Source organism: Yoonia sp. D2-7 (assembly GCF_055809435.1).
Window position 1 is genome coordinate 3,467,390 of the sequence record NZ_CM147912.1, and the last position, 25,617, is coordinate 3,493,006.

Genomic DNA, 25,617 nt, shown 5'->3' on the forward strand with positions numbered 1-25,617 from the left:
TACGCACATCTTTACTGCAGTCGTGATAGATTTCCATGGGTTTTATTCAGGGCCATTCCCCCTAAGTTGGGGATAACGTTTTTTCATTTAAGGCTATGTCGCATGACATCTCTCGCGAACTTCCCGATCACGACACGTTGGGCCCCCAAAGATTCAAGCGTCATCCAGCTGTATTCCTTTCCGACACCAAACGGCGTGAAAGTATCCATTGCGCTTGAGGAAATGGGTCTTGCCTATGAACCACATTTGGTGACGCTATCTGACAGCGACGTCAAAAGCCCCGAATTCCTGTCGCTGAACCCGAACAACAAAATCCCTGCGATCATTGACCCGAATGGCCCGACCGGCCCGATCGGGTTGTGGGAAAGCGGCGCGATCCTGCTGTATTTAGGTGAAAAGTCCGGCAAGTTCATCGGGACCAACGCTGCCGAAAAAGCAGAGATCACGAAATGGGTGATGTTCCAGATGGGTGGCCTTGGGCCGATGTTTGGTCAAATGGGATTTTTCTATAAATTCGCAGGCAAAGAGATCGAAGATCCCCGCCCGCGCGAACGCTACCGCGATGAAGCCAAACGGTTATTGGCCGTGTTGGATGGCGCGCTGGAAGGCAAAGACTGGATCGCCGGTGACTATTCCATCGCAGACATGGCGATCGCGCCTTGGCTGAACGCGTTGAACTTCTACGAAACGCGAGACGCTGTCGGTTTTGACGATCTGAAAAACGTGCCTGCCTATCTGGAACGTTTCATGGCGCGCCCTGCTGTGGGCAAAGCTATGAACATTCCGGCGCGGCCCGTTTAGCCGGGAAGCGATCCTGACAGGACGTATTCCAAAATCTGAACCACTTGCTGCGGCGTTTCCACAACGGCTAACGCCGCAGCATCCACTTCCTTCAGCGCATGCTGATGATCCGCGCCGTGCATCACGATCAGTGATTTACCAAGGGCGGCTGCCATGCCAGCGTCAAATGCCGCATTCCACTGTTTGTACTTTTCGCCAAAACGAACGACCACAACATCAGCGGTTTCAATCCCGTGCCGCGTGCGGATCGCGTTTAGCTTGGCGCCCTTGTTGTCGTGCCAAAACTTGTTCGGCTCCGCACCCATGATCGCAACGCCACAATCATCGGATGCGGCATGATCGGTCACAGGGGCTGCAAAGGTCACGTCAAGCGCGCCAGCACCCGCAATAATTTCATCGCGCCAATCAGTGTGAATTTCACCGGACAGATAAACTTTCATCGGGACGTTCCCTTTCTTTTGGCCTCAAATATCCCGGGGGGTTGGGGGCTGGCCCCCAATCTGGCGCGGCATTAGCCGCGCAACGTACCGCCCGTGGCTTTCGTCACTTTTTCGACGATCTTCGCAGCAACTGCTTCGATCTCTTTGTCTTTCAGCGTCGCATCAACGGGCTGCAAACGTACGGTCATCGCAAGCGATTTTTTACCTTCGCCCAAGGACCCACCGATGAATTCGTCAAAGATACGCACATCCGTGATCAGTGCTTTGTCCGCACCGGTCGCTGCATTGACCAGCGTCAGTGCCTCAACGTCCGCGTCCACCACAAAGGCAAAGTCCCGTTCAACCGCTTGCAGATCGGTTGCCTGCAAAGCAGGTCGCGCCGGTGATTTCTTCTTCGGCACGGGCACTTGTTCAGGGTAAATCACGAAGCCAACAGCAGGACCTTTGATGTCCATTTCGCGCAGGATTTTCGGGTGGATTTCACCGAAGACGCCGAGCACTTTCTTTGGCCCCAGACAAATCCGGCCGTGACGACCGGGATGCCACCACGCTTCACCGCCGCGCAGGATTTGCACCTTTGCGGGCGCACCAATGGCGGACAGGATCGCCTCTGCATCTGCTTTCGCGTCGTACACGTCAACGTCACGCGCTTCGCCCAGCACGTCCTTCGGACCAGTCCGTCCAATCAGGATGCCAGCCACTTGAGTGTGTTGTTCGCCCGGTTCGCCGCCTTGGAAGGCTGTACCAACTTCGAACAGCGCCATATCTGCGAAACCGCGCGCTTGGTTGCGCGATGCTGCCCGCAAAAGGCCCGGAAGAAGGCCCGGACGCATGTGCGACATATCGCTGGAAATCGGGTTTTCCAGCATCGTTGCGTCGTCACCACCGCCAAAAAGGCTCGCCGCTTCTTTGTCGATGAAAGAATAGCTGATGCATTCGTTATAGCCCAAAGCCGCAGCTGTCCGGCGTGCTGCAGAAGACCGCAGTTGCATCTGTGTCAGCACGGGTTTCGGCACACCAGCCATACGCGGCAGTGGTTTGCCTTCCAGTTTGGTCAGCGACGCAATCCGTGCGACTTCTTCGACCAGATCAGCTTCGCCCTGCACGTCAGGCCGCCATGACGGCACATGCGCCATGTCACCTTCAAGACGGAACCCGAGGGCTGTCAGCGTCTGGCGCTGTGTGCTTTCAGGGATGTCCATGCCAACGAGTGAGATCACCCGTTTCGCGTCCAGTTTATACGCACGCGACACGTCCGGCACGGCACCTGCGACGATCATCTCGGACGCTTCACCGCCTGCGTGATCGACGATCATGCGCACGGCGTGTTCTAGACCTTCGGGCGTGAAGGCCGGATCAACGCCCCGTTCAAAGCGGTAGCGCGCGTCTGAATTGATCTTCAGCGCGCGGCCTGCGTAGGCGATCTGCACTGGATCCCAGTACGCGGATTCGACAAAGACGTTGGTTGTTTCTTCGGTGCAGCCCGTATCGAAACCACCCATGATGCCCGCGATGCTTTCCGCGCCATTGTCATCAGAGATGATCATCTGGCCCGTTTGCAATGTGTATTCTTTTTCGTCCAGCGCAGTGATCGTTTCGCCGCCAGCCGCACGGTGCACACGCAGGTTACCCGCAACCTTGTCCGCGTCGAAGACGTGCAAAGGGCGGTTCAGGTCGTAGGTGAAGAAGTTGGTCACATCGACGAGGAACGAAATCGGACGCAGGCCAATCGCCCGCAGCAGGTCTTGCAACCACGCAGGCGACGGTCCGTTTTTCACGCCTTTGATCAGGCGGCCCGTGAACACGGGGCAGCCGTCCAGCGTGTCGTCCGCGATGGTGACGGACAGATCGGATGTGATCGTCGCGGGCACCACATCGACTTCGCGCGGTTTCATTTTGCCAAGGCCACGTGCTGCCAAGTCTCGTGCGATTCCGCGTACGCCAAGCGCATCTGGCCGGTTTGGCGTGATGGCGATCTCGATGACAGGGTCAACTTTGGACGGATCGTTCGCTGCCAACCAATCGGTGTAGCTTTGCCCGACGTCGCCGGATGGCAGTTCAATGATGCCGTCGTGTTCGTCGGACAGTTCCATCTCTTTTTCGGAACACATCATGCCGAAGCTTTCGACGCCACGGATTTTGCCAACACCGATGGTGATATCAAGGCCCGGAACGTAGGTCCCGGGGGAGGCGATGACGACGGTGATGCCTTCGCGGGCATTGGGTGCCCCGCAGATGATCTGCGTTGGCCCGTCTTTAGTCGCGACTTGGCAGATTTTCAGCTTGTCCGCGTCGGGGTGTTTTTCCGCGCTTTCGACGTAGCCGATGGTAAAGGCCTGCAGCTTTTCAATCGGGTTTTCGATGCCTTCGACTTCGAGCCCGAGGTCGGTCAGCGCCTCTGCGATGTCCGCCACAGAAGCGTCGGTGTCGAGGTGGGATTTTAGCCAAGATAGCGTGAATTTCATGAACGTCGTCCGTGCATCAGATGTGTTGATGCTGTCCTAACCCAAAGCTGTGCTGGGGGGAAGTGCGGGTCACGGATAGGTGGGCGTCCGGTCCAGCAGTTCGTCAAGCTGGCGCCCAATCCAGCCGCGCGGGATCAGGTGGCCACCGGGGTGGACGTCGAGCGTGACTTTGTTCGGGCCGCAATCCCATGTTGTGCGCGTGAAGGTGCGCCGCTGGGTGATCGCGTAGTCTGTTTCGTCGGTCGCGTCCCCACAATCGTATTGGTCGCGCCAAAAGATGACAGGGAATGTGGCGTCCCCGTCTGGGCCGTAGGGGAAATCGAGGACGGTGTCGCGCAGCCCGTAGACCTCGCGGAATTCGGTTGGCTGCTGGTCGCAGTGGCCGGAAGACGCGAATGTTGCGCTGATGCTCATCACCGCCAACGCCCGATCACCGCTTTCACAGGCGTAGCGCCATGCCATCAGGCCGCCGTAGGAATAACCCGAGACGTAGATTTGTGACGTGTCGATGGGATAGCGTTTTGCGGCGTCTTCGAGGGCCGCATTGGCGAAGGCGATATCGGGACTGCCGGATTGGCGGAAGTTCCATGTTTTGTTGACGCCTGTTGGGGCGATGAGCAGGACGCCGCGCCTGCGTGTCGCGCCTGAAATACGCCCGTTGTAGACTGGTCCCGCCCCTGTCCGCGCCCAACCGTGGAAATGGAGCAAGACGGGCAGCGGTGACACGCCGTCCCATCCGTCCGGTTCTTTGACGTGGTATTCCCGCCCGTCGAGTTCGCAGGCCGTTTGCCCGTGGCACGGGCTGTCGGGCAGGATTGAATCGGGATTGGTTTGGGCGTTCGCTTGGTTGGAGAACAAGGCGAGGAAAATCAGGATGCGTATCATGTGACTTTTGTAGCTGTGTCGTGGCTGATGTCACATGACGATTTTGTGCGTGGCGTGTGTTGGACGTGCGGGTGCCTCCGGCGGGGATTTGGAAGGACCCAAAGAAGCCGAGGTCCCGCGCGATGATTGCTGTTACGCGGGACGATGGGTTTAGAGGGCGCGTCCGTCGAGGTCTTCGACGAGTTCGAATTCTTCGAAGATCAGCATCATTTCGGGGTCGTAGCCGCCGTTGCGTTTGAAGAAGGCTTTGTGGTCTTTGCGCCAGCCGACAAGCGCTTCGTTTTCGCCTTCTTTGAGTGCGAGTTTTTCGGGGACGTCGCAGAAGCGGATTTTGTGGACGGCTGTTGTGCGGATTACGAGGGCTGGCGTGGTGTCCCAGTTCGCCGCGATGTCGCAGCGGCCGACGACGGGCATGGCTTCGGGTTCGTCTTCGAAATCGCGGGCCGCGCCACAGGTTGCGGTTTTCTTGCCCTTGCGGACGAGGTCGATCAGACGTTGGCACATTTCTTTGCTATCGCCGAACTGGAACGTGCCCGCACCCGGATATGTGTCGTTCAGGTCTTCGGTGTCAGCCATTGTTTTCGTCCTTGTTCAGGTTGTCTGCGACGGCGTCGGCCCGCCCTTTTGCGATCATGTGGATTTCGCGCGTGATCCGGATGGTCGGTTTCAGCGCGAAACAGATCGAGCCGATGACGAACAGCCATGTGCCTGTGTAGGTCCATTCGTCGGAAAAGAACATGACGGAGCCGATGATAAACAGGATGGCCGCCAAGAAATCGACGAAGGTGTAGGCGAGTTCGTAGAGCGCGTAGCGGCGACGTTGATCGGGGTGTTTGTGGTGGGTGTTGTCGAAGAGCATTTGTGGGGCTTTCCAGTCCTTTTTGCCAATTCGAAAATTAGTCAATTAGAGGCAGAAGAGAAAAATAACGCCGGCAGCGACCAGTGTTGCGACAGATGCTATGAAAAAGACTCCTGACAAAACTGCTTCACGTTCAAGTTTGGCAGTTTTTGAAAATGCGAACTTTTGCCAATCAGCCATTGTCCGCGATACTTTTTTCTCATCCCTGAAAACTGAAATCTGACGCATGCTGAAACCGTAGACTCCAACGGATGCAATTAGCAGGAGAATTGAGACGACGACGAGTTTCAATAGATGCTCTGGGCTGGCACAATTACTGCTTGCGATCATTTGCTCAAAGCTAGAGGCACTTAGCCCCAGAAACGCTGAAGCACTCAGGCCTCCAATCAGAGCGGAAGAAACAGCTATGCTTCTTTGTGATCGACGCTGTAATCCATTGATGAGTTCTAGCGACCTATCCAATGGGTTTACCGAAGATTCCGCCGCATTTTCACCGCAAGCAGGGCATTTTTGCGCAAAGTTGTCGCCCCCATCGCAGAACCCTCCATGAACAGCGCATAGATATCTACCCCGATTTACTTCTAGGTAGTGCCATATTCTTTCACTCAACGCGACAAGCCACCATCCAGCGTCGGCACGTCCAATGACCGGAAACCGTAGTGCCGCAGCCAGCGGAGGTCGCTGTCGAAGAAGGCGCGGAGGTCGGGGACTCCGTATTTGAGCATGGCGATGCGGTCGATACCGACGCCGAAGGCGAAGCCTTGGTATTCTGCCGGATCGACGCCTGCGGCTGTCAGCACTTTCGGGTGCACCATGCCGGAGCCGAGGATTTCGAGCCAGTCGTCGCCTTCGCCAACTTTCAGCGTTCCGCCTTCCCATGAGCAGCGGATGTCGACCTCTGCGGATGGTTCGGTGAACGGGAAGTGGGAGGCGCGGAAGCGGAGTTCGACGTCATCGACTTCGAAGAACGCTTTGACGAATTCTTCGAGCACCCATTTCAGGTTGGCCATGGAGATGTCTTTGTCGATGGCGAGACCTTCGACTTGGTTGAACATCGGTGTGTGGGTTTGGTCGTAGTCGGCGCGGTAGACGCGGCCTGGGCAGATGATGCGGATTGGGGCGCCGTTGGCTTCGAGCGACCGGATTTGCACGGGCGATGTGTGCGTGCGCAGGACGTGCGGCGGGCGGTTATCGCCTTCGGCGCGGTGCGTGTAGAACGTGTCCATCTCGGCGCGCGCAGGGTGGTGGCCCGGAATGTTCAGGGCGTCGAAGTTGTACCAATCGGATTCGATCTGCGGCCCTTCGGCGACGGAAAAGCCCATGTCGGCGAAGATCGCGGTGACCTCGTCCGTGACTTGGGAAATCGGGTGGATCGTGCCTGCGGGGCGCTGGCGCGAGGGCAGCGTGACGTCGAGCCATTCGGACCGCAGACGTTCATCAAGCGCTGCGTCTTGCAGGCCGGATTTCTTGGCGGCGAGCGCAGAGTTGATTTCGTTCTTGAGTGCGTTCAACGCAGGGCCAGCTGTCTGGCGTTCCTCTGGCGTCATTTTGCCCAGCTCACGCATCTGCAAGGAAATCTCGCCCTTTTTGCCAAGCGCCTGCACGCGGAGGTCTTCGAGGGTGTTTTCATCGCCAGCATCGGCAATCAGGGTCAGGTATTTGGATTTGAGATCGTCCATGGCGCGCCTCTTGAATGGGTTGATGTGGTGTTAGTGAATGGGGGGATGGGTTGCAAGCGTGGGGGGCGTGTCAATCTCGGGTGAAAATACACGCGATGCCGTGTTCGAAGACACGGTTAACTACGCTGGCCTGATCGGCGGGGCATCGGTCGACGCCCCTGAGATTATCGTCGGTCATTGCCCCCGTGCGTGGAAGATGAAGCCGAGGAAATTCAACAGGACCTGTGCTGCGAGGATCGCTGTGCTGTCGGTTTGATCGTAGGCCGGGGCGACTTCGACCAGATCAATACCGACAACATCGTTCCGGTTGGCGAGGGCCTGTAGCATTTCGAGCACTTCATAATAGAGGAACCCGCCATGACTGGGCGTCCCCGTGCCGGGGGCGATGGACGGGCAAAACCCGTCGATGTCGATTGTGACGTAGACGCGGGCGTCCTTGGGGATACGGTTTATCACCTCATCAGCCCCGAGTTTGCGCATTTGCCGGACCGAGATGATATCCGACCCCATTTTGCGCGCGTCGTCGTAGCCTTCCTTAGCCGTGGACGACACATTGCGGATGCCGACTTGGGTCAGGCCGGTGACATATGACTTTTCCGCCGCGCGGCGCATTGGATTGCCATGCCCGTTGCGTACGCCATGCCGCACGTCGACAAAATCGAGGTGCGCGTCAATTTGCAGGATGTGGATGTCACCTTGGCCCGCGAAGGCATCAATGCAGGGAATGTTGATGGAATGATCACCGCCAATGGTGATGGGCAACGCCCCCGCTTTCAGGATCGCCGCGACCCCCTGTTTGATATTCGCGTGGCTTTTGTCGGTGTCTGTATGGACGATATCCGCGTCGCCGATATCGACGATGCGTACGTCGGACCCGAGATAGGTGGCGTCGTCTTCGTGGTCATACGCCCCGCCGTGACCAAAGCTGAACAGGGTCGATGCCTCGCGCACCGCACGCGGACCAAAGCGAGCGCCCGGGCGGAATTGGGTGCCGAAATCGAAAGGGGCGCCGAGGATAGCCACATCCGCGTCGATGGTAGACCAATTTGAAACGTAAGGCCGCTTGCCGAAGGTCGAGATGCCAACGAAGGGAAGGTTCAAACGACCGGCGTCGTAGTCGTTTTGTGCCATGGTGTGAAATCCTTGCGTTCCGAGTCGCCCCAAAGAAAGCCGTTCAGGCCAGAAACGTCAATTTTTGTTTGAAGTTCGATGCATAGGTGATCACAGTTGGCCTACATAAAGCTTTGATTGGACCCGACGTGCATTCTTTAATTCGTTCACTTGCCCCACTGGGATGTCTTACTTTGGCCGCTTGCGGTTCAACGACAGACGTCCCGTCTTTCACGGTAGATAGTCAAACCATTGCGTTTCAAACAAAAAATAATGACCTTGTGCTCCCACTTAGCGAAGGATTTGATGCAGGGTCGTTCCTAGGCGCGGCGGAATTGGAGGACGGCGAAGGTCAAATCCTCGCGCTGAGCGAAGGCGATGAGACATTTGCTGCAATCTTATTGACCCGCAATGAAGGCGTCGTGGCAGAAACGTTCTTTGGTCGCACCGCACAGTTGGGTGCTCTGCCAACGGGGCGCGCAACATTAGAAGGCAGCTACGTCGGGGTTTTTGAGAATTCCGAAAATGACACGTTCAGAAGCTATATCACAGGCACTGCCGTGTTTGACGTGGACTTGGACGCGATGACGATCAGTGGTGAGGTGACAGAGGCGACAACAGATTTGTTCGAGCTAGGTTTGCCATTCGTGCTAGATGAAGACGCTCGAATTAGCTTTCCTGAAAGCACCATTCTCGCAGACGGGACCTTTGGTACAATTGATGAGCAGACCACCGTGAATGAAGAAGACGGTAGAGAGACTATTGAGACAACTGATTACTCTGGTGTGCTAGGCGGTTCGACAGCGGAAGGCGCCGAACTTGTAGGGACCGTCACCCGATCATTTGTTACGACTCGCGCGCAGAACAACGCTAGCATTACAACAACGGGGCAGCAAACTGGCGTTTTCGCCGCTGGTCACTAACGCATAAGGGCCGCCCAATGGTGGACGGCCCTTTCGTATTCTGACCGACGAGGTGCTTAAGCAGCTATTGCGTCTTTTTCAGTGACAACCAATCGCAGGCCGAGGCAACCGTTCTCGTAGTCATGGTTTGAGCTTTCTATGCGTTTGCCGTGCAAGACGCCGGTGCGATCCGCTGGTCAATTCGAATCTCAAGATAGACCTTTGATTGGTCATTCGATAGTTTTGGGAAAACCGTTTAGCCTAATGAGTAGAGAGACCAAAAATGAAGCTATCGCGTACTTTGCCCTTAACCGGATTCTTGGCATTAGCGGCTTGCGGTGGCGGCGCGTCCGCCGTCTTTCCAGTTGATAATCCGAGCGGTTCTGTACTGTCGTTTAGTGAAACGACGGTCTCAATTGCGAACCAAACCATTGACGTTGCATTGCCGCGTAATTCTACGTTCGATTCTGGCCCTTTTCTGGGTGGTTCAAGATCAACTGTCGAAGGGGAACAAATCCTTGTCAGCAGCGCCACTGATGCAACATACGCGGCGATGCTTATCTCGCCCGATGACGCCTTTGCTGTGGACCTATTTGCCGGACGCTTGGCGCCCACACAGGATTTGCCAACAGGAGCGGTAAGCATGACGGGAACCTACGTTGGCTCAATTCTTTTCGCTGGAAACGACACACCGGGTTCACCGATCGCGGGCACCGTGGCGTTGGACGTGGATTTTGACGATATGCTAATTAGCGGGACAATATCAGAACGCGGTGTCCAATTATTTGATGATGCTGTCGAATTGTCGCTGCGCGACATCACACTAGCCGAGACGTCAATTGAGACTGACGGGGTTTTCAGGGGCGCAAGTGCGCATGCGGGATACGAAGTATCTAACGGCGATTACGCCGGAGCAATCGGAGGTGATGCTGGTGACGAAGTCGTAGGGCAAGTCGTACTTTATGATCGCGATGCTGACGGTACCATCATTTCAGGTGAAGCTGGCATCTTTGCCATCGGTCACTAAACCCTAACGCAAATGGGCCGCCCAATAGTGGACGGCCCTTTCGTATTCTGATCGACGTGTGGCTTAGGCAGCCAGTGGATCTTTTGCACTGCCGACGCAATGGGAGGTCGAGGCGGCCGGTGTCGTAGGTGTTTGGGGGCATGAGGCCGGCTCCTTCGTGTTTGGGATAGAAAACGACCAGACAATCAAAGGGTCAATTCAAAAGTCCGGGTCGACTGACGACTACGCCTCCAATATGTTCGGCCTCATCTCGATGCTTAACCAGTGAAAAGGCTAAACATGCTATTAAGACCTGCCATACTTCCTATTCTTTTGTCGCTAGCCGCTTGTGGTGGATCGACGTCCGTTCCGTTTGAGACCATTTCGGAAAGTACTGTTTCGAACGCGACGCTTGGCTTTGAGGTTGATCTTACCAGCGTCCCCGGCCAGATCAGCTTTGACCCTGATCCCGCTACCGAGTCCTCACTTACATTTGTCCGCGACGTCCGCAGAGATTTAGAAGGGTTCGAAGGGTATGCGACGGAAGACGGTTCGAGCGTTTATCTGCGCAGCGGGAGCGGGAACAGTTCGGTTGCTGTGATCGTCAGTGATCAAACGGTTGCAGAAGGCTATGCAGGTACGATCATCGCACGTAACGCACCCACTGATCTACCGCTGTCGGGGACGGCGCGTTACACAGGGGATTACGTAGCACTTGTGACGAACGAAGCCACGGGCGACCACGTCACTACGATCACAGGCGATGTTGCGCTGATTGCCGAATTCGAAAACCTATCGGTTTCAGGCACTATTCGCGGCAGACAGCTTGAAAGTGGCGAAACCCTGGCTGACTTGACGTTGACCCCAGACGGCCCCCCATTCGTAGATGGCGTGTCTACCGGATTTACCTCAGGGGGTAATCTAGCAGGAACCGAAGCGGTAAGCGGCTTTTTTTCCGCAATGATCGCGGGGCCGACAGCGGATGAAGTCGTGGGGTCTGTCAAATTGAACCATGAAACAACCGATGCGGACCTGATTGAATACGGGGCATTCGCCGTCGGCCATTAACGCAAAAGGGCCGCCCAATTGTGGACGGCCCTTTCGTATTCTGATCGACGTTTGACTTAGGCAGCCAGTGCGTCTTTTGCTTTGCCGACGATTGTCGCAAATGCGTCTGGTTCGTTTACGGCCAGGTCAGCCAGAACCTTACGGTCGACTTCGATGCCAGCCAGAACGAGGCCGTTGATGAACTTGGAGTAGTTCAATGTTTCGTCTACTGAACGTACACCAGCGTTGATCCGCTGGATCCACAACGCGCGGAAGTTCCGCTTGCGGTTGTGACGGTCGCGAGTAGCGTATTGGTTCGCTTTGTCGACGGCCTGTTTCGCGACTTTGAAAGTCTTGGAACGACGGTCGTAATAACCTTTGGCAGCGTCGAGAACTTTTTTGTGACGACGATGAGTGACTGTACCACCTTTAACGCGCATATCCTAAATCCCTCTAATTAACGTGCGTAAGGCATCATTGATTTAACGATACCTTCGTCTGCTTTGCTCAAAGTGGTTGTGCCACGAGCGTTACGAAGGAATTTGTTTGTGCGCTTGATCATGCCGTGCTGCTTGCCCGCTTGGGCTGCGACGACACGGCCTGACGCCGTCGTCTTGAACCGCTTTTTGCAGCTCGATTTTGTCTTCATCTTAGGCATTTCCGTCTCCTCTTGAGTTCGGTTGAACGCACGACTCGGCATGCCAGATTGGCCGGTCGCGCGGGTGGAAGCGCTTCTTTAGGTCTGAGTCCTTTGGAAAGCAAGCGATAAGTGGGCAAAACATGCCTACTTGAGGCCTTTTAGTTCAGGACTTTGCCGATCACCCGAACAAAGACGTCCGGCAAAGTATCAAAGTTATAGGCGCCGGGCCGTTCGTTGATCGCATAACCGATCATCAAGGCCCCGATCAGGACAACAATTGCAGGCACCCGAGGCGACCGATTGTCGGAGAACGCAGACACGATTGCCGGAATGGACAGCACCGCAATGATGAAGCCCACAACAAATAAGACGTCTGAATCCATGCCCGTTTCCTGCGATTGTTTCGCGTTAGGAAACCTTAATCAGCATCTGCTGTGAAAATCAACTTTTCTGCACATGGGGCAACCCGCAAGATGTTCGTCGTACCCGGTGTGTTGAAGGGCACACCAGCCGTCACAACGATCATGTCGGATTCGTCGACCAAGTCTTCAGCCTTTGCCGCACGCACAGCCGCGATCACCGCATCCTTAAACCGGTGAACGTCGCCCGTGACCACGCAGTTGGTGCCCCACGTCAGGCACAAACGCCGCGCGATTTCAGGTGAGCTGGTCATCGCAACGATTGGCACCCGCGGGCGTTCGCGTGCAACCAAGGATGCTGTTGTCCCAGATTGGGAGAAACAGCAGATTGCTTTGACGTCTGTGGTTTCCGCAATTTCACGCGCCGCAGAAACGATCCCGTCGGCCACAGTTTTACCCGTGGAATTGCGGGATGCTTCGATGATGTCGGTGTAGGTTGGGTCAGCTTCGACTTCGGCGGCCACGTTGGACATCGTTGTCACGGCTTCAACCGGATAAGACCCTGCCGCAGATTCCGCAGACAGCATGATCGCGTCCGTGCCTTCGTAGATGGCGGTTGCGACGTCGGAGACTTCGGCACGTGTCGGCATCGGGCTGTCGATCATGGATTCGAGCATCTGTGTCGCCACGATCACCGGCTTGGCCGCCGCACGGCATTTACGGATCAGGCTTTTCTGGATTGGCGGGACGTTCTGAACAGGCAGTTCAACACCCAGATCGCCACGCGCAACCATGATACCGTCGGACACCGCGAGGATTTCTTCGAACGCCTTCACCGCGTTTGGCTTTTCAATCTTGGACAAGATCGCCGCACGCCCGTTGCACAGTTTGCGGGCTTGTTCGACGTCAGCGGCACGCTGCACGAAGGACAGCGCCAGCCAGTCCACGCCCAATTCGCACACGAATTCGAGGTCTTTCAGATCTTTCGGGGACAGCGCGGCCAACGGCAGTGTCACGTCAGGCACGTTCACGCCTTTACGGTTGGAAATCACGCCACCAACGATGACTTCGCAATTCGCGAAAGTCGCACCGCAGTCTTTGACACGCAGCTTGATCTTACCGTCGTTCACCAGCAGGTGCGCGCCCGGTTCAAGTGCGTCGAAGATTTCAGTGTGTGGCAGCTGAACGCGGGTCAGATCACCCGGCGCGTCGTCAAGGTCGAGACGAAAATCTGCGCCCGGCACCAATTCTTCACCGTCGTCGTTTGCAAACACACCCACACGCAGTTTTGGCCCCTGAAGGTCGGCCAGAATACCGATCGGGCTGTTGAGGTCTTTTTCAACTTGGCGAATGATTTCGTGACGCACTTTGATTTCGGAATGATCACCGTGGGACATATTCAGACGGAACACGTCAGCACCGGCTTCAACCAACTTACGGATCATGTCGTAGTCGTTAGATGCTGGTCCTAGTGTTGCGACGATTTTGACATTGCGGTGACGTCTCATACGGGTGATCCTTATACTTCAACTGCGTGAGGTGCCTTCGTTAGCGATAACACCTTTTGGCGCCCTTATTGCTTATAACCCCGGACGTCACAACTGCACTCAACCCTATTTTGATGAAACACGTATGACTGTTGAATATTTCACCACTCTTGAGCCCAAAAGCCCGTCACGCTGGTTAATTACGAGCGATCACGCGTCAAATCACGTGCCGGAATGGGTGAATGGGGGCGATCTTGGCCTGCCTGCGGCGGACATGGAACGCCACATTGCCTATGATATTGGCGCCGCTGGGGTGACCCACGGGCTTGCAACTGCCCTAGGGGCAACTGCGATTCTATCCAACTTCTCGCGGTTGGTGATTGATCCGAACCGTGGTGAACGTGACCCGACCCTGCTGATGCGTCTTTCCGATGGCACAATCATTCCCGCCAACCACCACGCGGATACAGCTGAAAAGGAACGTCGGCTTGACCGGTTGCACCGCCCATATCACGCCGCACTTGCTGATCTGGCTGCTCGGCGGGATGACACTGTGATTTGTTCTGTTCATTCGTTTACGCCACAAATGCGAGGACGCCCGCCGCGCCCGTGGGAGATCGGTGTGCTTTATGCGGATGATGACCGTCTGGCGCGTCCGCTGATTGCCGCCTGTGAAGCCATGGGGTGGTGCGTCGGCGACAACGCCCCCTATGTCGGCTATTTCCCTGACGATGCGATTGATCGTCATGCAACAGCGCACAATCGCCCGAATGTTCTGATCGAATTGCGCAATGATTTGATCGCGGATGCTGCCGGACAGGCCTTGTGGGCTGGCAGGCTCGCCCCGATATTAGACAAAGTTCTGGCCGATACCGGCCTGTGAAAGGATAAGACCATGGACGACCAAACCCGCATCGAAATCGAAGCCGCCGCTTTCCGCCGCCTGCAAAAGCATTTGATGGAAGATCGGCCCGACGCCCAAAACATCGATATGATGAACCTTGCAGGGTTTTGCCGGAATTGCCTGAGCCGCTGGTACCAAGAAGCCGCCAATGAACGCGGCATTGAGATGGACAAAGACGCAGGGCGTGAAGCGTTCTACGGAATGCCGTTTGCCGAATGGCGCGACAAACACCAGACAGACGCGTCCGATGCGGCCAAAGCCGCATTCGCGGAAAGTCATCCAGAGAAGTAATCCGAAACGGAAACAATGCGAGCCATGACATCACATTGATCCGCAACAAGAAACACCCTCAACCTAACTGCTTGACCATACAGCCTGAACGGGTCCTATTGGGGTCATTATAAGCGCTGCACGCCGATCAACGGGTGCAGCGTAAAAGTCATTTCGATGGGGGTCGAATATGGAATTTGTTTTACCAGTACTGATTTTGCTTGGCTTATCGGGCCTTTTGTTTAGCGACAGCGGCAGTTCATCTGCCGGTGACGTCGCGGGCGATAGCGGCTCTAGTGATGACGCGGATCAGCCGGACACACCAACGGCGGCCACGGCCCCGGTCACAAACTTTCTGGATCTGACCGCAGGCGATGACACGGAAGAAGGCACCGAAGGCGACGACCTGATCCGCGCATTCGACGGCGATGATACAGTCACGGGCGGTGCCGGCGATGACCGCGTATTTCTGGGGGAGGGGAATGATTTCTCTGCCGGAAATAACGAAGGCGATGATCTGACACGTGGTGGTGATGGCGACGATGCGATCATGGACGACGCCGGAGCGGACACGATCTATGGCGATCTTGGCGCAGACCTGATCATGGCGCTTGATGCGGGAACCGGTGACGATGAAGCCGACACGCTATTCGGCGGCTTCGGCAATGACATCCTGATTGGTGACGAAGGCGACGAAATTTCAGGTGGGGGTGGCAACGACGCCTTTGCCGTGCGGTGGGATAACGAAGGCGAACCCACAACCATCACCGATTATGAGGCCCGTGAACGGATCGAACTGGAAATTCCTGCGATCTTTGACGGCAGCGAACTGACGATCACGCCTGATGAAGCGGGTGAAAATACGTTGATCAACGTAGGCGACCAAACCGCGATTATCCTTGAAGGCGTAACCGACCCCGAAACCGTGAACATCAGCCTGTTCGGTCGGGAAATCGTGCAAACCGCCGACGAAGAATCTGATCTTATTGCGGGTACCGATGGCGATGAAACGATTGATACGGGTCTGGGTCAGGACATCGCCTATGGCGGCGCAGGCGACGATACGATTGACGGCGGGCGCGAGACCGATGTGCTGTATGGCGGGTCCGGCGATGATGTGATCGCAGGTAATAGCGGTGACGACCTGATCCGTGGCGGTGCAGGCGATGACCTGATCAAGGCGGGTGCGGGCAACGATATTGTCGTTGATCGTGACGGCAATGACACCGTGCGCGCCGGGTCCGAGAACGATATCGTCGATGTCCGCGATCTGGCCAGCGATGGTGCGGACGAGGTGACGCTTGGCACAGGCGATGACGTGGTGCTGGCCGATGACGGTGATCTTTTGAAACTGGGTGCAGGAAATGATCTGGCCGTAGTCAGCGTCGAAGACGTGACTGATGATCCCGTGACGATCAAGGATTTCGACCCTGCTGAGGATATCCTGAACATCGCGGTAGGTGACGGCACGGGTGCCATCACGCTTGGCCCTGTGAACAACGGCGCGGACACGCTTGTCACCGTTGACGGGCAAGAGGTCGCGACCCTCGCACGGATCAGCCTGACCACAGCGGCGAACATCAATGTTGTGGCATTGATCCCCGAAGCCACATCCTAATAAATCAAACAAAAGGGGCGTCCTTTTCGCAAAGGACGCCCCTTTTTTTGTGCGTGGTGATCTGGCTTAGATCGCCATCTTACGGCTTTCTTCGAGGTAGATTTCACGCAGACGCGGCGCGATGGACCCCGGTGTGCCGTCACCGATTGGCTTTTCGTCAATCTCAACCACTGGCATCACAAAAGTCGACGCAGAGGTGATAAACGCCTCGTCCGCCTCTTGGGCTTCTGCGATGGTAAAGCTGCGTTCCTCGACCTGCATCTGGGCTTCGCGGGCGAAGCGTAGAACGGCGGCGCGGGTGATCCCGTGCAGGATTTCGTTGCCTAAGTGACGCGTGATGATCGTGTTACCTTTGACGATGTAGGCGTTGTTGGATGACCCTTCGGTGACCATGCCATCTTCGACCATCCATGCATCATCAGCGCCAGCTGCTTTCGCTGCCATCTTCGCCATGGACGGGTACAGCAGCTGAACGGTCTTGATGTCGCGACGGGCCCAGCGCTGATCTTCGATGGAGATCACTTTCATCCCCTTCTTGGCAGCCGGGCTATCGGCCAGACCCGGCTTGTTCTGCGTGAACAGAACGACGGTCGGCTTTACCGTTTCGGGATCAGGGTAGACAAAATCACGGTCATCTGGTGCGCCGCGCGTGATTTGCAGATAGATCATGCCTTCGTTGATGTCGTTCAACTTCACCAGCTCACGGTGAATTTCCAGCAGATCGTCAAAGCAATCAGGCTTTTGCATGCCAAGTTCGTTCAACGACCGTTCCAGACGTTTCGCGTGACCGTCAAAGTCGATCAACTTGCCGTCCAAGACTGACGTCACTTCATACACGCCATCCGCCATCAGGAAGCCGCGATCAAAGATCGACACCTGCGCTTCGTTTTCTGGTACGTAGTTGCCGTTCAAATAGACTGTGCGCATCGCGTTATCCCCATAGTCCGGCGGTAGGTGCGTGCACGCCCGCCTCGTCAAATATCAAAGGTTCATCGCGGTCTTCGGCCAACAGAAGCGGGCCGTCAAGGTCCGTGAACGCCACACCTTGGGCTAAAAGTACCGCTGGGGCCATGGCAAGCGATGATCCGACCATGCAGCCGACCATGACATCGTAGCCCGCAGCAATAGCATCTTGCTTGAGCAACAGCGCCTCTGTCAGGCCGCCGGTTTTATCCAGCTTGATGTTCACCATATCGTATTTGCCCTTCAGTTTGGGCAACGACGTGCGATCATGGCAGGCCTCATCGGCGCAAACAGGCAGCGGGCGTGCGATCTCAGACAGCATGTCGTCGTCACCCGCAGGCAACGGCTGTTCTACCATCTGCACGCCAAGGCGTAAGAGATGTGGGGCGAGTTCGGCGTAGACCTCAGCAGTCCAGCCTTCATTAGCATCGACAATGATCCGAGACGCAGGCGCACCGCGCCGCACGGCTTCTAACCGGGCCATATCGTCCGGCGTGCCAAGTTTAATCTTCAACAACGGACGATGCGCATTCAGCGCCGCCTGCTCTTGCATCTTTTCTGGGGTGTCTAGCGACAGGGTATATGCGGTGATTTCCGGCTTTGGCGCAGGAACACCCAACATATCCCAAACGCGCTTGCCCGCCTGCTTCGCCTCCAAATCCCACAACGCGCAATCAACGGCATTGCGGGCGGCACCGGCCGGCAACAAATCTTGCAGCGCTTGACGTGTCAGATCCGCAGGCAGCCCCATAATCTCGGCCGTGACGCTATCAAGGCTCTCGCCATAGCGTGCATAGGGCACACATTCACCCATACCGACGTGATCGCCGTCCGCAACCCGCACCGTCAATACCTCGGCCTGCGTCCGCGACCCACGGCTGATGGTAAATACCTGCGCCAGTTGAAACACGTCGCGCGTTACTTGGATGTCCATGCGGCCCACCTTCTTTGGGTTTCTCTATATCCCGGGGGTACGGGGGCTGGCCCCCGCCGAATTTTCACGAAAATTCGCCCCCGTTTGCAGATGTTTAGATCGCTTCGAGAGCGTCCACCAGCTTTGCCGCACCATAGCGGAACGGGTCGGTGGTTGGCAGATCCATGCGGTCTTCAATTTCCGCGACACAGGCTTTTGCTTCTTCATCCGACAGATGCTGCGTGTTCACGGAAATACCGACGATCTGGCAATCGGGGTTCGCCACACGCGCAATCGGCAGGACCATATCGCGCAACGCCTCGAGCGATGGTAGGTCATAGGTCGGCAAACCGCGCATATGCGTCCGTGTTGGTTCGTGCGCCAGAACGATCGCATCGGGCTGGCCGCCGTGAATCAGCGCCATTGTCACGCCGGAATAAGACACGTGGAACAGGCTGCCCTGCCCTTCGATGTGGTCCCAGTGATCCGCGTCGTTGTCAGGTGTCAGATATTCGACCGCACCTGCCATAAAATCGGCGATGACCGCGTCCAAAGGCACACCGCCACCGGTGATCAGGATACCGGTCTGGCCGGTTGGCCGGAATGTCGTCTTCATCCCGCGTTTCTGCATTTCGGCGTCCATGCACAGGCCAGTGTACATCTTGCCTACAGAACAATCGGTCCCGACGGCCAAGCACCGCTTACCTGTCCGCTTCACACCGTTCGCGATTGGGTAGGCGACAGACGGGATACGCACGTCGAACAATGTCCGGCCATTCACACGGGCCGCTGCCATCAGTTCGTTTTCGTCGCGCAGCAGGTTATGCAAACCGGACGCAATGTCGTAGCCCATGTTCAGCGCCTGAACGAGCACCTCTTTCCACGCATCGGAAATAACGCCGCCGCGGTTGGCCACGCCGATGACCAATGTCTTGGCGCCAGCGGCAAGGCCTTCTTCCAAAGTCATCTCAGTGATTCCAAGGTCAGCCCCGCAACCCGCCATGCGGAATTGACCGACAGCATTTTCTGGACGCCAGTCTTTGATGCCGATGGCAACTTTCGCGGCAAGTTGGTCAGGCGCGTCGCCCAAGAACAGAAGGTATGGTGTCTGGATCATCGGTGGCACTCCGCAGATAGAAGGATTCGTGGTTGATGGGAGAATGGCCCAGAAATTGCGCAAGGTTTTCCGTTTATTGGCACCAATCGAACCGTGATTAGAAGAATTACTCGAATTATTCGTAGAACAAGCAAGATCATCCCGTATTGCGGCAAGGACTGTTGGAATTCCTCCTGTTGGAACGAAAAAACCCGGCCACATGATGCGGCCGGGTTTAAGTTTGCTAGTCCCCTAGGAAGGAAGGAGGAGGGGCTTAGCCTTTGTTGAACTCTGGGTAAGCTTCCATGCCCAGCTCAGCCATGTCGAGACCGTTGATCTCGGCTTCTTCGCTGACGCGGATACCTACTGTTGCTTTCAGGATGAACCAAATCACACCAGCGATGACGAATGTGAAGACACCGTAAGCTACGATACCAGTGATCTGTGCGCCCCAGTTGCCTGTGTAGAAGGCCACTGCGAGTGTACCCCAGATACCTGCCAGCAGGTGAACAGGGATCGCACCAACAACGTCGTCGATTTTCAGCTTGTCGAGCAGTGGAACTGCGAAGACCACGATCACACCACCTACAGCACCTGTCAGCAATGCGCCGAGCAGTGATGGAGCAAGCGGTTCAGCTGTGATGGATACCAGACCAGCAAGCGCGCCGTTCAGAACCATCGTCAGGTCGACCTTTTTGTACATGATTTGCGTCAGGATCAGCGCGGCTACTGCGCCGGATGCTGCTGCCATGTTTGTGTTCGCAAAGATACGGCCGATGTCAGTGATGTCGCCAACAGTACCCGCAGCAAGCTGTGAACCACCGTTAAAGCCGAACCAACCGAGCCACAGGATGAATGTACCCAGTGTTGCAAGTGCAAGGTTTGAACCCGGCATTGGAACAGTACGGCCATCCTTGTATTTGCCCAAACGTGGCCCAAGGATGATCGCACCGGCCAAAGCAGCCCAGCCACCGACAGAGTGTACGATTGTAGAACCGGCGAAGTCAGAGAAGCCCATTTCGGACAACCAACCGCCGCCCCACTGCCAAGAACCCGAGATTGGGTACATCAGGCCTGTCAGGATTGCGACGAAGATCAGGAACGGCCACAGTTTGATGCGCTCAGCAAGAGCACCAGAAACGATGGACGCGGTTGCTGCAACAAACATCAGCTGGAAGAAGAAGTCGGATGCAACGGATGCGTAATCAAGTGCTGCGTCAGCCGCATCAAGACCAACTGGTTCGAGCCATGTTGTTGTGCCGAAGATTGGGCCAAGGTAGCCGTTGAATTCGCCCGGGTACATCAGGTTGAAGCCAACCAGCCAGTACATGATGGACGCGATAGAGAACAAAGCGATGTTTTTGGTCAGCTGCATGGCAACGTTTTTGCCGCGCACAAGGCCAGCTTCGAGCATTGCAAAGCCTGCGGCCATGAAAAACACGAGGAAGCCTGCAACCAAGAACAAGAAGGTTGTCATGATGTAAGGGCCGATTTCATCGAACCCCGGTGCGGCTGCCTCTTGGGCAAAGGCGAAGCTTGGCAATGCTGCCAGTGCTGCCCCCGCAAAAAGTGTATTGGTGAGTTTCATCTGTCCGGGTCCCTTAGATAGCGTCGTCGTTTAGTTCGCCGGTGCGGACGCGCATCGCGCCTTCCACATCAAGCGTAAAGATTTTGCCGTCGCCGATTTTATCGGTCTTGGCTGTAGTGGCGATTGTGGAAACCACTTGTTCTGCCATGCTGTCCTGCACGACGATCTCAAGCTTCACTTTCGGCACGAAATTCACGGCGTATTCTGCGCCACGGTAGATTTCTGTGTGCCCGGATTGTGCGCCGAAGCCTTTAATTTCAGATACCATCATCCCACGCACACCGATGCCGGTCAGCGCTTCGCGGACCTCTTCCAGCTTGAATGGTTTGATTGTTGCAATGATCAGTTTCACGAGGGGTCCCCTTGTCGTTCTGCCCAAATGCCGCGACCGTGCGGCTGTGGGCCTAAGTGGCGGTATCTCGCCGAGGGGAACAACGATTCTGGAGGCGCTTTTTGGGCATACCCGACGCAATTTGCACATTTTTTGCACAAATTAATCGTTTTGCCTAAAAATTAGACGAAACATAAAAGCGCCGCTGGACCATCTGGGTTCTCTACATTCGTAGTTGCAGCGCGTATGATGACCCAAAGATACCGGAACGGTGCAGGCGAGACATGAGCGGAAATGGTAAGAAACGCAGCCCATTGGTTGCTGAAAAACGGTATGCTGCGGACGCACCAAAAAAGCCCGCACCCAAGAAACCCGCGCGTGCGCGCAAGGCCGCAAAACGCGCGCCAGCCAAACGCCGCGGCCCTATCGGGCTGTTAACCGCGTTCATCGGCGGCATTTTTCGCGCCGTCTGGCGGTTGATCTGGGGCGGCACCGCAATTGTCTGCATTATGGTTGGCCTTGGGGTGTTCTACTTCGCTTCGCAAATGCCGCCTGCAAATAGCGTCATTGATGGCCGCGCCCGTGGTTCGGTGACATTGCAGGACCGCTTTGGCGATACATTTGCTTGGCGTGGCGATCAGTTTGGCGGGATGATCACGACCGAAACGGTTAGCCCCCATTTGGTGAACGCCGTCGTCGCATCCGAAGACAAACGGTTCTACCGTCATCTTGGCATTTCGCCGCGCGGTGTCGCCTCTGCGGTTCGGATCAATCTTCGCGCTGGCCGTGGTCCACTGTCCGGCAACGGCGGGTCTACGATCACGCAACAGGTCGCCAAGCTGCTGTGCCTTGGCACACCGTTTGATCCGAACCAATGGGATTCAGAAGCCGCCTATGAGGCCGATTGCCGCCGCACCACTTTGTGGCGGAAGGTGAAAGAAGCCGTTTACGCGATGGGCATGGAAGTCGCGTACACAAAGGACGAAATTCTGACGATCTACCTGAACCGTGCCTATTTGGGTGCGGGATCGCGTGGGTTTGCGGCTGCATCTGAACGCTACTTTGGCAAATCAGCCAGTGACCTGCGCCCTGCGGAAGCCGCGATGCTGTCGAGTTTGCTACCCGCCCCATCGTCGCGCGCGCCGACCCGCAATCTGGAAGCTGCCCAACAACGCGCGAACGTCGTCATTGGCTTGATGGAAGTGCAGGAACGTTTGTCGCCCCAACTGGCCGCTGATGCCCGCGCGAACCCAGCGACGTTGTCGTCTGCTGCGAAACAAGACACCGGCGGATATTTCGCCGATTGGGTGATGGCGTCCGGCCCTGAATTTTTCACGCGCAACACCACAGAAGACGTGAACATTCACACGACCTTCGATCAAGACATTCAGGCCAGCGCCGAAGACGCCCTGACATGGGTCTTTGAAAACAAGGTAAAAGCTGGATCGGAAGCCGAAGCCGCGATTGTTGTGATGTCTGCAGACGGCGCTGTACGGGCGATGGTTGGTGGGCGGTCTGCCCCGAACCCAGGTGATTTCAACCGCGCTATTCAGGCCCGCCGCCAACCCGGATCGGCGTTCAAACCGTTCATCTTTGCGGCTGCGTTGGAAATGGATTTCTCGCCCAACGATTACGTCAACGATACCGACATGTGCTGGTCCACGCCCGGATCGGGCGAATGGTGTCCGCAAAACTATGACCGCCAGTTCAAAGGTCCGGTGACGCTGACGGAATCCCTTGTCGAAAGCCGGAATATTCCAGCGGTGATCCTGTCAGAAAACGTGGGCCGCGATATTGTGCGGCTTGTCGCAGAAGGTTTCGGGATCGAAAGCGATCTGGCCGATGGTCCGGCGCTGGCGCTTGGCGTATCCGAAAGCACATTGATCGAAATGACCGGTGCTTATGCGGGTATCCTGAACGGTGGCTCCGCTGTTGATCCCTACGGATTTGTTGAACTTGAAGTCGCCGCCACGAACGAGATTTTTCCGGCCCTTGCTGGCGGGATCAAGGAACGTGTGATCCGTGAACGGTCCGCCCGCGAACTAACATGGATGATGAGCCAAGTGGTCGAACGCGGCACTGGTGCGCGTGCGAAGATTGATGGCTGGCAGATTGCAGGCAAGACCGGCACGACTCAATCCGCGCGGGATGCGTGGTTTATCGGCTTTACCGGCGATTACGTGACTGGCGTTTGGATGGGCTATGACGACAACAGCCCGCTGTCCGGTGTGACTGGTGGGGGTCTGCCTGCTGATATCTGGCGCGAGACGATGACGCGTGTGCTTGACGGTCAACAGCCAGTGCCGCTGCCGATGCAAGGTCCAGGCAATCAGTTGCGTCGCAGTGATCCGAATTTCCAGCCGGGTGTCGCTGCACCACAAGCCCCCGCACCCGCGGCACCGGAATCACCAAATGACGGTGCCATTCTGGATGTGTTGAATAACATCCTGAACAACGCAAACTAGCAGTCGGGATTATTCAGGTTCGCAGGCCGAATAGGCAAACGCGTAACCGTTCCAAATCATGATGATGCCGTCGTCGTCTGCCGCGTCCATCAGCATCGCGCGTTCTGTCCAGACTTCGTCGTCGTTGGAGCATTGCATCGTGTAGAGCGTCGCATCCATTTGCAGCACGTCCACCGGACGCGTCATGCGGCATTGCACGTCTACGCCAAAGAAAATGCCTTCTTCGATCTTCAGCGCACCACCATCAACGCCGACGTTCGCGCAATCCGCGTTGGCGACCTGTTTGTACGTCCCATCGTAAGGACCTGCCGCAGCAAGCGTCGGCATCAGAGCCAATATCGCGGCGAGCCTACGCATCAGGCTGCCCCGATTTCGGCTGTCAGCGCATCAAGGTTGCGGCCTTGCCGATCAAGAAGCGCCCCGATTTCCGCCCGTTCGGTCAACAGCATATTCACGCCTTCGATGATGAAGTTGAAGAACTTGTGCGATCCGGACCGATCTGAGACGTGGAAATCCATCCGGAGCGGGGAACGTCCGCGCAGTTTCACGGTTGTCTCAACTTCGATCCAGCTTTTGACGGGTGCCGCGCCTTCAACGACGATTTCACCGCCCACGAATTCACGGAAGCGGCGGCCATATTTGCTGGCGATGTAGCTGCGGAAGGCAACGGTGTAGGACTGCATCTGGGCCGCGCTTGCGCTGCGGGCGTCTGCGCCAAGGCAGTACCGCGCGATCGTTGGCACATCGGAATAGCGATCAAACAGAACCTCGAAATCGCGGATCATGGCGGCTTCGGATTTGCCGGATGCGATGACCGCGTTCACTTCGGTCACAAGGGCCGTGACGATGGCTTGCGACTGCTGCACGGACAAGGCGGCTGCAGATTGCGGGATGAGAACTGCAGCACTTGTGGCTGCGATCATTTGACGACGGTTCAGGATCATTACGGGTCTCCGTATAGGTCGGCGTAGGGGTCGGCGACTTCAGCCGCTTCGGCCCCGATTTCAAAACGGCGGTTCTGTTGGTAGATCAGCTGTGCCTGTGTATAGCTGTCCGCGCTTTCGTTCAGAACATCACCAATGGTATCGCCCACTTGGTCAATTTTCGCGACGCGTCCGGCCAGCGACCCTACTGAAGCGACAAGCAATTGGTCTTCGTTCAAGAACGTACCCAGCGGATCAATGAGGACATCCACAATCATACCCGCAGTGTCGCGTTCGGTTGACGGGCCAATGAGCGGTAATTCGAGATACGCGCCTTCTGGTGCGCCCCAAACAGATAGCGTTTGACCAAAATCGGCATCAATTTCTTCAAGCCCGATGATATCGGACGGATCAAATACGCCAAAAAGACCGAAAACAGAATTGATCATGAACCGCAGGGTATTGGACCCAGCAGCACCCAGATCGCCCTGCAATGTGTTATTCAGGATCACACCCGGCAAAGCGACGTTATCGGCGAAATCAATCACACGTTCCGAAATGGGCGCGGGAATGCGCGGGCCGCTGCTTTCGCCACTGCCCAAGCCACCTGTGAGGTTTTTGTTGAATGCGTGGACAGACCGATTGCGGGCCTCGTAGGGGTCATGGACCGAAACCCCTTCGGGGGCGACGCTACATGCGCCAAGCAAGGATAGGGTCAAGCAAATGGCAAAAGGTGACTTCATGAATTCAACAGTTTCGATCTTTAAAAGAGGTGATTGTGATGTGACGCTTGTCCGTAAAAATTGCAACAACCTTAGTTTGCAGTGGCGTTGTTGTCTTTATCGGGTAATTGATACCCCAAGTAG

General features: G+C 56.3%; 28 protein-coding genes. 8 read left to right on the forward strand and 20 right to left on the reverse strand.

Annotation, left to right across the window (positions count from 1 at the left end; genetic code table 11):
* The first annotated feature begins 102 nt into the window (after positions 1 to 102).
* Entirely contained in the window at positions 103 to 801 is a 699-nt protein-coding gene (locus AC0L7R_RS17245) for a glutathione S-transferase N-terminal domain-containing protein (RefSeq protein ID WP_473658081.1), read from the forward strand.
* On the opposite strand, the gene AC0L7R_RS17250 is transcribed toward AC0L7R_RS17245, so the two are convergent.
* The 8 genes from AC0L7R_RS17250 to speB form a co-directional block, all read right to left on the reverse strand.
* Entirely contained in the window at positions 798 to 1,241 is a 444-nt protein-coding gene (locus AC0L7R_RS17250) for a YtoQ family protein (RefSeq protein WP_348107910.1), read from the reverse strand. The two genes, AC0L7R_RS17245 and AC0L7R_RS17250, sit on opposite strands and share 4 nt — an antisense overlap.
* Positions 1,242 to 1,312: 71 nt before the next feature.
* Positions 1,313 to 3,706 carry a phenylalanine--tRNA ligase subunit beta gene (gene pheT / locus AC0L7R_RS17255; protein ID WP_473658082.1) on the reverse strand — a complete coding sequence of 798 codons (2,394 nt, stop codon included), beginning with the start codon at positions 3,704 to 3,706 and terminating at the stop codon, positions 1,313 to 1,315.
* A 69-nt stretch (positions 3,707 to 3,775) separates the two neighbouring features.
* Positions 3,776 to 4,591: a CE1 family esterase gene (locus AC0L7R_RS17260; protein WP_473658084.1), complete on the reverse strand. Its 816-nt coding sequence runs from the start codon at positions 4,589 to 4,591 to the stop codon at positions 3,776 to 3,778.
* 150 nt (positions 4,592 to 4,741) lie between these two features.
* Positions 4,742 to 5,167 (reverse strand): ASCH domain-containing protein, encoded by a 426-nt coding sequence (locus tag AC0L7R_RS17265; protein WP_473658086.1) that lies wholly within the window; start codon positions 5,165 to 5,167, stop codon positions 4,742 to 4,744.
* Positions 5,160 to 5,450 carry a YrhK family protein gene (locus AC0L7R_RS17270; RefSeq protein WP_473658087.1) on the reverse strand — a complete coding sequence of 97 codons (291 nt, stop codon included), beginning with the start codon at positions 5,448 to 5,450 and terminating at the stop codon, positions 5,160 to 5,162. The genes AC0L7R_RS17265 and AC0L7R_RS17270 overlap by 8 nt, the downstream gene beginning before the upstream one ends.
* Positions 5,451 to 5,495: 45 nt before the next feature.
* Positions 5,496 to 5,678, reverse strand: a complete 183-nt coding sequence (locus tag AC0L7R_RS17275; protein WP_473658089.1) for a hypothetical protein — start codon at positions 5,676 to 5,678, stop codon at positions 5,496 to 5,498.
* A 377-nt stretch (positions 5,679 to 6,055) separates the two neighbouring features.
* A complete protein-coding gene (pheS, locus tag AC0L7R_RS17280) occupies positions 6,056 to 7,129 on the reverse strand; it encodes a phenylalanine--tRNA ligase subunit alpha (protein WP_473658090.1) in 1,074 nt (357 codons plus the stop codon).
* A 174-nt stretch (positions 7,130 to 7,303) separates the two neighbouring features.
* Complete coding sequence (gene speB, locus AC0L7R_RS17285) at positions 7,304 to 8,260, reverse strand: agmatinase (protein ID WP_473658091.1); 957 nt, start codon at positions 8,258 to 8,260, stop codon at positions 7,304 to 7,306.
* 260 nt (positions 8,261 to 8,520) lie between these two features.
* Between speB and AC0L7R_RS17290 the strand changes: the two genes are divergently transcribed.
* The 3 genes from AC0L7R_RS17290 to AC0L7R_RS17300 all read left to right on the forward strand — a co-directional run bounded on the left by AC0L7R_RS17290 (position 8,521) and on the right by AC0L7R_RS17300 (position 11,215).
* Positions 8,521 to 9,162, forward strand: coding sequence for a hypothetical protein (locus tag AC0L7R_RS17290; RefSeq protein ID WP_348107900.1), 642 nt, complete (start codon positions 8,521 to 8,523; stop codon positions 9,160 to 9,162).
* 262 nt (positions 9,163 to 9,424) lie between these two features.
* Positions 9,425 to 10,168: a HupA family protein gene (locus AC0L7R_RS17295; protein WP_473658092.1), complete on the forward strand. Its 744-nt coding sequence runs from the start codon at positions 9,425 to 9,427 to the stop codon at positions 10,166 to 10,168.
* 279 nt (positions 10,169 to 10,447) lie between these two features.
* A complete protein-coding gene (locus AC0L7R_RS17300; protein ID WP_473658093.1) occupies positions 10,448 to 11,215 on the forward strand; it encodes a HupA family protein in 768 nt (255 codons plus the stop codon).
* A gap of 56 nt (positions 11,216 to 11,271) precedes the next feature.
* On the opposite strand, the gene rplT is transcribed toward AC0L7R_RS17300, so the two are convergent.
* The 4 genes from rplT to pyk form a co-directional block, all read right to left on the reverse strand.
* The gene (rplT, locus tag AC0L7R_RS17305; RefSeq protein WP_247128634.1) at positions 11,272 to 11,634 is read right to left on the reverse strand and encodes a 50S ribosomal protein L20; all 363 of its coding nucleotides are present in this window, start codon (positions 11,632 to 11,634) and stop codon (positions 11,272 to 11,274) included.
* 17 nt (positions 11,635 to 11,651) lie between these two features.
* A complete protein-coding gene (gene rpmI, locus AC0L7R_RS17310) occupies positions 11,652 to 11,852 on the reverse strand; it encodes a 50S ribosomal protein L35 (RefSeq protein WP_247128635.1) in 201 nt (66 codons plus the stop codon).
* A gap of 140 nt (positions 11,853 to 11,992) precedes the next feature.
* The gene (locus AC0L7R_RS17315) at positions 11,993 to 12,217 is read right to left on the reverse strand and encodes a hypothetical protein (protein ID WP_247128636.1); all 225 of its coding nucleotides are present in this window, start codon (positions 12,215 to 12,217) and stop codon (positions 11,993 to 11,995) included.
* Between the two features lie 35 nt (positions 12,218 to 12,252).
* Positions 12,253 to 13,701, reverse strand: coding sequence for a pyruvate kinase (gene pyk, locus AC0L7R_RS17320; protein ID WP_247128637.1), 1,449 nt, complete (start codon positions 13,699 to 13,701; stop codon positions 12,253 to 12,255).
* A gap of 124 nt (positions 13,702 to 13,825) precedes the next feature.
* Here pyk and AC0L7R_RS17325 point away from each other — a divergent pair, with 124 nt between their 5' ends.
* The 3 genes from AC0L7R_RS17325 to AC0L7R_RS17335 all read left to right on the forward strand — a co-directional run bounded on the left by AC0L7R_RS17325 (position 13,826) and on the right by AC0L7R_RS17335 (position 16,472).
* Positions 13,826 to 14,563: an N-formylglutamate amidohydrolase gene (locus AC0L7R_RS17325; RefSeq protein ID WP_473658095.1), complete on the forward strand. Its 738-nt coding sequence runs from the start codon at positions 13,826 to 13,828 to the stop codon at positions 14,561 to 14,563.
* A gap of 12 nt (positions 14,564 to 14,575) precedes the next feature.
* On the forward strand, positions 14,576 to 14,875 hold the full coding sequence (locus AC0L7R_RS17330; protein ID WP_473658096.1) for a DUF1244 domain-containing protein: 300 nt from the start codon (positions 14,576 to 14,578) through the stop codon (positions 14,873 to 14,875).
* 169 nt (positions 14,876 to 15,044) lie between these two features.
* Positions 15,045 to 16,472, forward strand: a complete 1,428-nt coding sequence (locus tag AC0L7R_RS17335; RefSeq protein WP_473658098.1) for a calcium-binding protein — start codon at positions 15,045 to 15,047, stop codon at positions 16,470 to 16,472.
* 66 nt (positions 16,473 to 16,538) lie between these two features.
* Here AC0L7R_RS17335 and AC0L7R_RS17340 read toward each other — a convergent pair whose 3' ends face one another.
* The 5 genes from AC0L7R_RS17340 to AC0L7R_RS17360 form a co-directional block, all read right to left on the reverse strand.
* On the reverse strand, positions 16,539 to 17,399 hold the full coding sequence (locus tag AC0L7R_RS17340; protein WP_473658099.1) for a D-amino-acid transaminase: 861 nt from the start codon (positions 17,397 to 17,399) through the stop codon (positions 16,539 to 16,541).
* A gap of 4 nt (positions 17,400 to 17,403) precedes the next feature.
* Complete coding sequence (gene dgcA, locus AC0L7R_RS17345) at positions 17,404 to 18,369, reverse strand: N-acetyl-D-Glu racemase DgcA (RefSeq protein WP_473658100.1); 966 nt, start codon at positions 18,367 to 18,369, stop codon at positions 17,404 to 17,406.
* Between the two features lie 94 nt (positions 18,370 to 18,463).
* Complete coding sequence (gene dgcN / locus AC0L7R_RS17350) at positions 18,464 to 19,465, reverse strand: N-acetyltransferase DgcN (protein ID WP_473658101.1); 1,002 nt, start codon at positions 19,463 to 19,465, stop codon at positions 18,464 to 18,466.
* A gap of 253 nt (positions 19,466 to 19,718) precedes the next feature.
* Positions 19,719 to 21,032 (reverse strand): ammonium transporter, encoded by a 1,314-nt coding sequence (locus AC0L7R_RS17355; protein WP_473658102.1) that lies wholly within the window; start codon positions 21,030 to 21,032, stop codon positions 19,719 to 19,721.
* A 13-nt stretch (positions 21,033 to 21,045) separates the two neighbouring features.
* Positions 21,046 to 21,384, reverse strand: coding sequence for a P-II family nitrogen regulator (locus AC0L7R_RS17360; RefSeq protein ID WP_247128645.1), 339 nt, complete (start codon positions 21,382 to 21,384; stop codon positions 21,046 to 21,048).
* Between the two features lie 263 nt (positions 21,385 to 21,647).
* Between AC0L7R_RS17360 and AC0L7R_RS17365 the strand changes: the two genes are divergently transcribed.
* Complete coding sequence (locus AC0L7R_RS17365) at positions 21,648 to 23,828, forward strand: transglycosylase domain-containing protein (RefSeq protein ID WP_473658103.1); 2,181 nt, start codon at positions 21,648 to 21,650, stop codon at positions 23,826 to 23,828.
* 9 nt (positions 23,829 to 23,837) lie between these two features.
* On the opposite strand, the gene AC0L7R_RS17370 is transcribed toward AC0L7R_RS17365, so the two are convergent.
* Genes AC0L7R_RS17370 through AC0L7R_RS17380 form a run of 3 tightly spaced genes read right to left on the reverse strand, consistent with a single transcriptional unit; the run spans position 23,838 to position 25,494 of the window.
* Complete coding sequence (locus tag AC0L7R_RS17370) at positions 23,838 to 24,185, reverse strand: hypothetical protein (protein WP_473658104.1); 348 nt, start codon at positions 24,183 to 24,185, stop codon at positions 23,838 to 23,840.
* Entirely contained in the window at positions 24,185 to 24,772 is a 588-nt protein-coding gene (locus AC0L7R_RS17375; protein ID WP_473658106.1) for an ABC transporter substrate-binding protein, read from the reverse strand. The genes AC0L7R_RS17370 and AC0L7R_RS17375 overlap by 1 nt, the downstream gene beginning before the upstream one ends.
* A complete protein-coding gene (locus AC0L7R_RS17380) occupies positions 24,772 to 25,494 on the reverse strand; it encodes an MlaA family lipoprotein (protein WP_473658108.1) in 723 nt (240 codons plus the stop codon). Before AC0L7R_RS17380 ends, AC0L7R_RS17375 begins: the two co-directional genes overlap by 1 nt.
* Between the last annotated feature and the right edge of the window lie 123 nt (positions 25,495 to 25,617).